This window comes from Stenotrophomonas sp. YJH_SMC_135, from assembly GCF_059372355.1.
Window position 1 is genome coordinate 1 of record NZ_JCAFVN010000015.1, and the last position, 7,369, is coordinate 7,369.

The window sequence follows — 7,369 nt, forward strand, 5'->3', positions numbered from 1 at the left end:
CGCGTTGACGCCGGCCAGTGCCTCCATCTCCACGCCGGTGCGCGCCTCGCTGGCGCACTCGCACCACACGCGGATCGCCTGCCGTTCCGGTACCGGCGCGCAGAACACCTGCACCAGTTCCAGCGGCAGCGGGTGGCACAGCGGCATCAGCATCGAGGCCATCTTGGCGCCCTGCAGGCCGGCAATCTCGGCCATCACCAGCGCATCGCCCTTGGGCAGGCGGCGCTCGACAATCAGCGGATAGGCCAGTGGACCGGCATTCAGCTCGCCCACCGCCACCGCACGGCGGCGGCTGATGCGCTTGTTGCGCACATCGGCCATGTGGAAGGCCGCGTTCAATTCCCCACTCATCGTGTTGCTCATCCTCCGATGGAGGCCAGGTGCGGGGTCAGCCCGGTCTGGCCCTGGTGCAGTCCATGCCCGGCCGCTTTCAGGCCAAGCTGGGTGGTGATGCGTGCCAGCAGCGCGTCGTGGTCCTCATCGCGCTGCAGCAGCGGGCGCAGCGGTACGCCGAACTCGCCGAACAGGCACAGCCGCAGGTCGCCCTTGGCGGTCACCCGCAGGCGGTTGCAGCCCTTGCAGAAGTCACGCGAATACGGGGCGATGATGCCGATGCTGCCGCGATGGTCGGGGTGGCCGAACTCGCGCGCCGGGCCGGCGTCGGCCGCGCGCGGACGCTCGTGCCAGCCCGCGGCCAGCAGCTGCTCGATCACCACGTCGGCGCGCAGGTGGTGGCGCTGGAAATAGGCTTCGTTGTCGCCGGTGCGCATCAGCTCGATGAAGCGCACGCTGAAGGGGCGGACACGCAGGTAGTCCATCCACTGCGGCAGATCGTCGTCGTTCAGGCCCCGCAGCAGTACCGCGTTGAGCTTGATCGCCGGCAGGCCCAACGCCTGCGCCAGCGCCAGGCCCTGCTGGATCTCCGGCAGGCGGTCGTGCCCGGTGATGGTGTGGAAACGCTCGCGTTGCAGGCTGTCCATGCTCACGTTCAGCGCGGTCAGGCCGGCCCGGTGCCAGCCCGGCAGGCGCCGCGGCAGCAGCGTGCCATTGGTGGTGATGGCCACCTTGCGGATGCCCGGCACCGCCGCCACGGTGGCGATGATCTCGTCCAGATCCTTGCGCAGGCTGGGCTCGCCGCCGGTCAGGCGGATCTTGCTCATGCCCAACGCCGCGAAGGCCCGCACCAGGCGGCCGATCTCATCCACCTGCAGGAAACGCGGGCGGACGTCGGCCTGGTAGCCGTCGGGCAGGCAGTAGCTGCACCGGAAGTTGCAGGCTTCGGTGAGCGACAAGCGCAGGTACGGAAAGCTGCGTCCGAAGCTGTCGGTGAGTTGGCTCATGGCTGTTCCGCCTCCTGGTACCACCCTGCAGCCCTGCCCCTGAACGGGTTGTCGACCCCAGCCCGCAGAGTGCGCTGGGGCGTTGAAAGCGTCAACCCGGGACAGCCCGCAGCTGAATTGGCAACGCCTGTCGTGATAGGCCCTCCCGGCCCGTCCCGTTCGCCGTGACAACCTCGACACCTGTCGCAGATTGCGCGTTGCGGGCGGATCACTACGCCAGCCAGCACTGGCGGGACTTAACAGCGTAGGACAATGTCAAAAGCGTCTCCAATCGAGTGATGTTTGCAACTCTTCTGATTGGCATTGCACAGCGCCAGGGGCTCAGATGGCGTGCCACCGGAAAAGCGTGGCCGGGCTTCGAACACCCGAGTTGATGTTGATGTATGCGCTTGCCAGCCGGCGCCACCTTAGCGTGGCGCCGGCTGGCAATCCGTCTGCCGGCTATGGCGGGCGGTGCGTGGGGGCCTTCGGGCCCGCCGGACTGACATCAACCCGGTGTTCGAACCACGTACCGTCCGCCACTTTTATGGGTGGCGGCTACCGATTGCCCTGCACGGAGCCTTGCCATGAACGAATCGGACTTCCCGCATCTGCACGCCTACCGCAGCACCGCCGGCGACGACGGTTCGCCACAGGCTAAGCCAACAGTGGACAGGAACACCTTCATTGCCAATCTCCACCGCATCGGCTCCGGTGCGGCGGCCGACGGACAACCCTGGCCGGAGCGGCATCAGCTGCCCGGGCGCTGCCTGGCCCTGGCCGACGCCGATTGCGCGTTGACTGGGTTGCGGGTGGTGCTGGAAATGCTGCTGGCAGCCGAACGCACCCGGCAGAACGGCGAACCCGGGCAGTACGTGGGCGACCGCGTGATGGAGGGGTTGGTCATGGCCTGCCAGTCGTTGTGCGCCCAGGCGGTAGGGCGGTTGCAGCCCGAAGGGTGAATGCCATGTGCAACGGACTTCAGCGAGGATCGCCTCCCGCCCGACACGCCGTCGGCGCAGCCCCCTTGTTCGGGGGAACCGCGTGTACATTCCAGCGATCTGCCAAAGCGCGTTCGACGCGGAAAGAGAATGACCATGCCTCGGCGGGCATCTTCCCTTCAGAGAAGCCAATAGCTATCTCGAAGCGATCCAATCCGAGGTTCCCCGCCTCCAGTCCCGAGCCATCTTCCCGCTTCACTCCGATGTAGACGACAGGGCGTTGCACGTCCACCTTTGCCCTGGCAAGCTGGCGATCCAATTCAGCGCTGCCATCGAAGAACTGCATTCCTTCGTCCTTGGCGATAGAGCTGAGGGTCTGCTTGAACCGATTCACGCCCTCTTGGTCATGCACGCAGAACTGGATCATCTTGAAGGGCCGCTTTCCTACAGCCCATGCGCCGCCAGAGAATCCAAGTCCGACTCCAATCAGAAGTAGTGCTGTCAGGATCCTCACCATCATCAAGGTCCCAATTTGCAGAGTGTGGCGGCCAACGTCGCCGCAGGGCCAAAAATCATGACCCCAAGGATATCTCCGCTCGGTCTTCTCAGGCGCCTTCCCCCGGATGAGGGAGACCTTGTCGGGGGTGAGGAATCTGGGCACGGAATGTCCTTCAGGGCACTGCACCCGCCATCGGCAGATGCTCGATCCGCCATGTCCTGGCGTAGATCAGAATGACGCTACCGGTCGAGGTGGTCTCGATACGAAAACACTTCAGGCCGGACAGCGGATAGCCGACCGCCTTCCAACGATCAAGAAGATCAGCGAGTCCCGGCTCGTCATCGTCGACCCTGGCGAACTCTATTCCCTCCTCCCCCAGTACGCCGAAGTTCATGAGCGCAGAGCACCCGTACGCTTCCGGGAAGCAAACGATTGACTCCCGACCGTCCGGCCAGCGCACGTGGACCTTTACCTCATCGCATACGCCTGGATTCCTTCTATCGATGTTGATAGCCAGCAACGTGGCATCACACCATTCGAGCGCGTTGAAATCCTTCATCTACTGGAATCCCCCAAACCCATACAACAGAACGACCGAATCACCGCCGTCATCATTGCTGCGGCGTGTACGGGGAATTTCTTCAGCCTCGCAACGCCCTACTTCACGCAAGACGCCTTCAACGCGTGCCTAGCCTGTGCTGATCCGACATTGGCCGACACCAGCTGATCGACGAGTTGACAAGGGACTCTCTGTTCCCCGTGCATAGGGACGACAAACAGATCCCCATTGTCCCTCATTGTGTCCAACGCAACCCAAACCCTCGCTTGTGCGTCTATAGAGAACCCGGCGAGCAGATGCCCGCCCCCTTCTTCATAGATCAGGTCGCCAACCGGCTGGCGTCTGTACTCCAGCTCTGCTCTCTGCAAAGCGGCATAAACCGGCTTCTCGCCCAGCTCACCTCGATGGAGTTTGCGAAATGAAAACAGCGCCGCACCCGTGAGAAGGATGAAGAGCAACACGTAAATGAATCTCATGGACTAGATTCCCGATCAGAGCTCTGGGATGCGCGAGGACGATCGCCGGTCACCGCTCCTGAAGCTCCCCAAGATTGAGATCCCGGGCATAGGACCGCCGACTACTGATCTGCACCGGCTTGGATGCGAACCTCCGGCCATCCCTGCATTCGACGGCGAATTGGTAGCTTCTGGGTTCCGGCCCTGCAACGACCATCATGGGGACCGAGAATGTGCTTCCAACCGGTTTCGACGAGACTACACCTTCGTCCTCCCCGAGCATACTCAGCTCACAATCTAGAGCGCGAACGTCACCCTGACCTGGCGGCACGCTTCCCGAGACGCGCACGACCATATCGCCACCCGATGTTGCACAGCCCGCCAGAACCAGACCGGTAATGACAGCGGCGGCACACCTCACTTTGGCATCCCCGAATCCTCAGTACGCACTGCGACGTCTCACGCCGATAGCCATTCAGGGACGCATCAATCTCATCAATAGATACCCGCCATGATACGAATGTAGTCGTCGAGCGAATCCACCCGCCGATCGACTGCAATACCACGTTTTTTTGCGAGCGATTGAAGCTCGAATATCAACACCCCATACCCCGAGTCCCAACCATGAGCTTCACCAGGCGACAGTTCCTTCGAAAATCGATCTCCAGGACGGAGCTTCCCGGAGGGCAAACGAAGCTCGTCTGCAATATGCTCCAGCAGCTCCACTACGGTTTCCTGATCCAGGCCACTCTCCGCATAGTATCGGTCATAGAAGCCAGTTGGCGACAGCGCCTCTCTTTCTCTCAGTTTGTCTTTCATTTCCCTTCGCCTCTATCCACCGCCTGCGCTGCAGCCACAATAAACCATGGAGCCGATATCCCATAGGTCCTCCCGCACAGTCGTCACCGCGGCCCAGCAATCTTCCTGCCGAACGCCTGGGTGCTTGAAGCTTGCCGGACCATCCGATCTTCTTACACGGCCCTCCCATTCGTGAACACGGACAAGTGGCAAGGTCGATTTGACACATACCCGAACCCACACGACGCTCGGCCGGAAAGTGCCGAATCAGGCACCGGGAAAGGAGATCGCCACGTGCCACTCACGCATTTCGCTTACTAGGTGAGACCGCCCAGCCACCTATAACTTTATTCCGCTGTAAACAAGGCCCAGCTCTTCATCGCGCATGACCCAGCGGCCAGCATTTCCCTCCGGACACAGATAGAACTTGCCGCCATAGCTTGACGCTCGCGACCACGCGTTGCGGGCAAACGGAGGAAATCTCCGCATGACTCGCGCGTCGGACATCTCCGGCCTGCTCACCAGCCTACATTCTTCGGGCAAAGCAAGAACCCCGCTGGTCAGGCGGAAAACCAGCCACGATTCATTTGTGTCCATGTCGTGCGACTCGCGTATGTTGACTGCGTCCTCAGGCAACCATGAAGGCAACCATTTCGATTCACCGATTGCTTGTCTTGAGACGGCTTGATTGCGGTCTGCATACTCGGTGCTGGCAACTTCCATGCAACCAGAAAGTGCGATTGACAGCATCACGACTGGGAGCAGCTTGGGAGCGTACATTTGAGGCGTCCAAATCATCAGTAGGGGAAGTTTCCACCGGGACGATAGCTCCCGCACATCTGCGAGCAACTCCCCGTACGACTCATTTGTCCAGATGATCGTCCGAGGCGATTTGCCAACTGATCCGCAGCGGAGTCAGCGGCAGAGTCGCCCTTGATGCTTTGATCGAACCACTCGCGCCCGTTGCTTATGCACTGAGCAGCAGCTGATCCGCCCATACCCTTCTGTGCAGCCTCGCAGTTCGCCATGCAGTGGAAGTACCTATCCTGGCCACCCCATCCGTTATGAGACCCACCAACCACGTGTGTGGCTGACCGTTGATTGGCATACTGCCCGCCGAAGTCGCTGGCTCCCGCGACAAATGCCCCCGGAAAGCCAAGAGCTTCCAATGTCCTATTCACGTAATAGCGCCAATCGACCGTATATGCGCCAGTTTCTGTCACAGTCACTCCAGGCTGGGAGTCTTTCAAACCCAGTGGATCAACGCGCGAAATTGTATTGCCGATTGCATAGGTATAGGTGCTAACACCTCCACCAAGCCCAATTGGATCACTCTGCGAATACCGCCCCACCACCGGGTCGTATTCACGCTGGTAGTTGTAGAGCATCCCACTCGCATCCGTCGCCTGCTGGCCCGGGAAGCGCAGCGCAAGCCCAAACGCCACACCATCGCCATCCGGGTCAGCCCTCGGAATCTGGTTGCCGAACACTTCGCTCTTGTTGCTCCACTCCCAGATCGAGACATTCCGTACCGGATCGATCACCACGCGCGGCGTGCCCAGATGATCTGGTTGGACGTAGGCCAGCTCCGGCACGCCGGTAGCCGGCGTGTTCATCAGTGCCACCGGGTAGTTGTCCAGCCAGATGGCCTGCTGCTGCGCTTGGTCCGTGGCCGAGTAGTTGCCCAGCCACTGCCCTGCTTCGTCGTACAGGGTGATCTGCGCTGCGCCACCGGCCGGGGTACGCAGCACGCGCTCACCGCGATGATTGTAAGCGTAGCTTTCCAGCACGGCATTGCCCTGCTTCACCGCGTTCATGCGGTTGGCATCGTTGTAGATGAACGTCTTGCCGCCGATGCTGGTGGTATTCCCCGCTGCGTCATGGTTGCGTACCTCGCCATCCACTGCAGCCAGGCGATGGCTGGTTGGAGGATAGATGTAGCTGGCGGTGCCTGCCGAAGTGGTCAGCGGGGTGCGATTACCGGTGGAGTCAAAATTCTCAAGCCCCCTCTTCGAAGAAGGGGCTGAGAAGGCACGCTACTCTTGTGATCCGCCAGCCAAATGCTGCTTTCTCCTCAAGGCAACGAGAAAGAAGGCTGTCGCAGCTAGCAACGCGCCACACGCATCCCAGATTCGGTCAAGCCACAGCATCAAAGCCGAAAGTGCTAGCCAAATGCCAGAAAGTGTAAGAAGCCACCCGCGTGTCAGTTTCATAGGGCTCACTGCAGAGTTTGAATTCCAGCCATAGCGCAGACGATAGCGGCTCCAACCTCATAGCTCGCCAGCGCTCCTCCCCCCACTGTTGCAACACCGGCAACAAAGGGTACTTCAACAAACAACGTCAGAACGGACGCACCAGACACCGGCAAAGTCAACCATGTCGGAGGCTGAACATAGGACATGCATGACTTGAAGTACTTGCCATATGTCTTTTGATGAATGGGAGCATCAGAACCATTATCGTCTTCGCACAATCCAAGAGAATTGGACTGTGAAATCGGATTCCCACCAGCATACGCAAAGCTTGCAATCCCCCCAAGTAGACCGATGGGATCGCTCTGCGAGTACCGCCCTGCTGCCGGGTCGTACTCGCGCTGGTAGTTGTAGAACAGCCCATTCGCATCCGTCGTCTGCTGGCCCGGGAATCGCAACACCAGATCGAACGCCACACCATCCCCGTCCGGGTCTGCACTCGGAATCTGGTTGCCGAACACCTCGCTCTTGTTGCTCCACTCCCAGATCGAGACATTCCGTACCGGATCGATCACCACGCGCGGCGTGCCCAGATGATCCGGCTGC

General features: G+C 60.8%; 10 protein-coding genes and 1 pseudogene. 1 reads left to right on the plus strand and 10 read right to left on the minus strand.

Going from position 1 to position 7,369, the window contains the following annotated elements; translation table 11 throughout:
* The coding region (locus tag AC5P98_RS21795) for a cyclic pyranopterin monophosphate synthase MoaC (RefSeq protein WP_495230213.1) at positions 1-351 on the minus strand (351 nt) is incomplete at its 3' end.
* A gap of 8 nt (positions 352-359) precedes the next feature.
* Positions 360-1,340, minus strand: a complete 981-nt coding sequence (gene moaA / locus AC5P98_RS21800; RefSeq protein WP_495230214.1) for a GTP 3',8-cyclase MoaA — start codon at positions 1,338-1,340, stop codon at positions 360-362.
* Positions 1,341-1,906: 566 nt separating this feature from the next.
* Here moaA and AC5P98_RS21805 point away from each other — a divergent pair.
* Entirely contained in the window at positions 1,907-2,281 is a 375-nt protein-coding gene (locus tag AC5P98_RS21805) for a hypothetical protein (RefSeq protein ID WP_049404254.1), read from the plus strand.
* A 19-nt stretch (positions 2,282-2,300) separates the two neighbouring features.
* On the opposite strand, the gene AC5P98_RS21810 is transcribed toward AC5P98_RS21805, so the two are convergent.
* The 8 genes and pseudogenes from AC5P98_RS21810 to AC5P98_RS21845 form a co-directional block, all read right to left on the minus strand.
* Positions 2,301-2,921 (minus strand): hypothetical protein, encoded by a 621-nt coding sequence (locus AC5P98_RS21810; protein WP_234413051.1) that lies wholly within the window; start codon positions 2,919-2,921, stop codon positions 2,301-2,303.
* Positions 2,922-2,931: 10 nt separating this feature from the next.
* Positions 2,932-3,318: a hypothetical protein gene (locus tag AC5P98_RS21815; RefSeq protein ID WP_049404253.1), complete on the minus strand. Its 387-nt coding sequence runs from the start codon at positions 3,316-3,318 to the stop codon at positions 2,932-2,934.
* A gap of 98 nt (positions 3,319-3,416) precedes the next feature.
* Positions 3,417-3,794: a hypothetical protein gene (locus AC5P98_RS21820; protein WP_049404251.1), complete on the minus strand. Its 378-nt coding sequence runs from the start codon at positions 3,792-3,794 to the stop codon at positions 3,417-3,419.
* A 474-nt stretch (positions 3,795-4,268) separates the two neighbouring features.
* A complete protein-coding gene (locus AC5P98_RS21825; RefSeq protein ID WP_087786543.1) occupies positions 4,269-4,592 on the minus strand; it encodes a hypothetical protein in 324 nt (107 codons plus the stop codon).
* A gap of 318 nt (positions 4,593-4,910) precedes the next feature.
* The gene (locus AC5P98_RS21830; protein ID WP_141098601.1) at positions 4,911-5,351 is read right to left on the minus strand and encodes a YbbD-related protein; all 441 of its coding nucleotides are present in this window, start codon (positions 5,349-5,351) and stop codon (positions 4,911-4,913) included.
* Between the two features lie 17 nt (positions 5,352-5,368).
* Positions 5,369-5,800 (minus strand): hypothetical protein, encoded by a 432-nt coding sequence (locus AC5P98_RS21835; protein WP_234413166.1) that lies wholly within the window; start codon positions 5,798-5,800, stop codon positions 5,369-5,371.
* A 15-nt stretch (positions 5,801-5,815) separates the two neighbouring features.
* Positions 5,816-6,565, minus strand: a pseudogene (locus AC5P98_RS21840) (RHS repeat-associated core domain-containing protein); the annotation flags it as partial.
* Positions 6,566-6,789: 224 nt separating this feature from the next.
* Positions 6,790-7,369 (minus strand): RHS repeat domain-containing protein (locus AC5P98_RS21845; protein WP_495230215.1); only part of this gene is annotated, 580 nt, incomplete at its 5' end.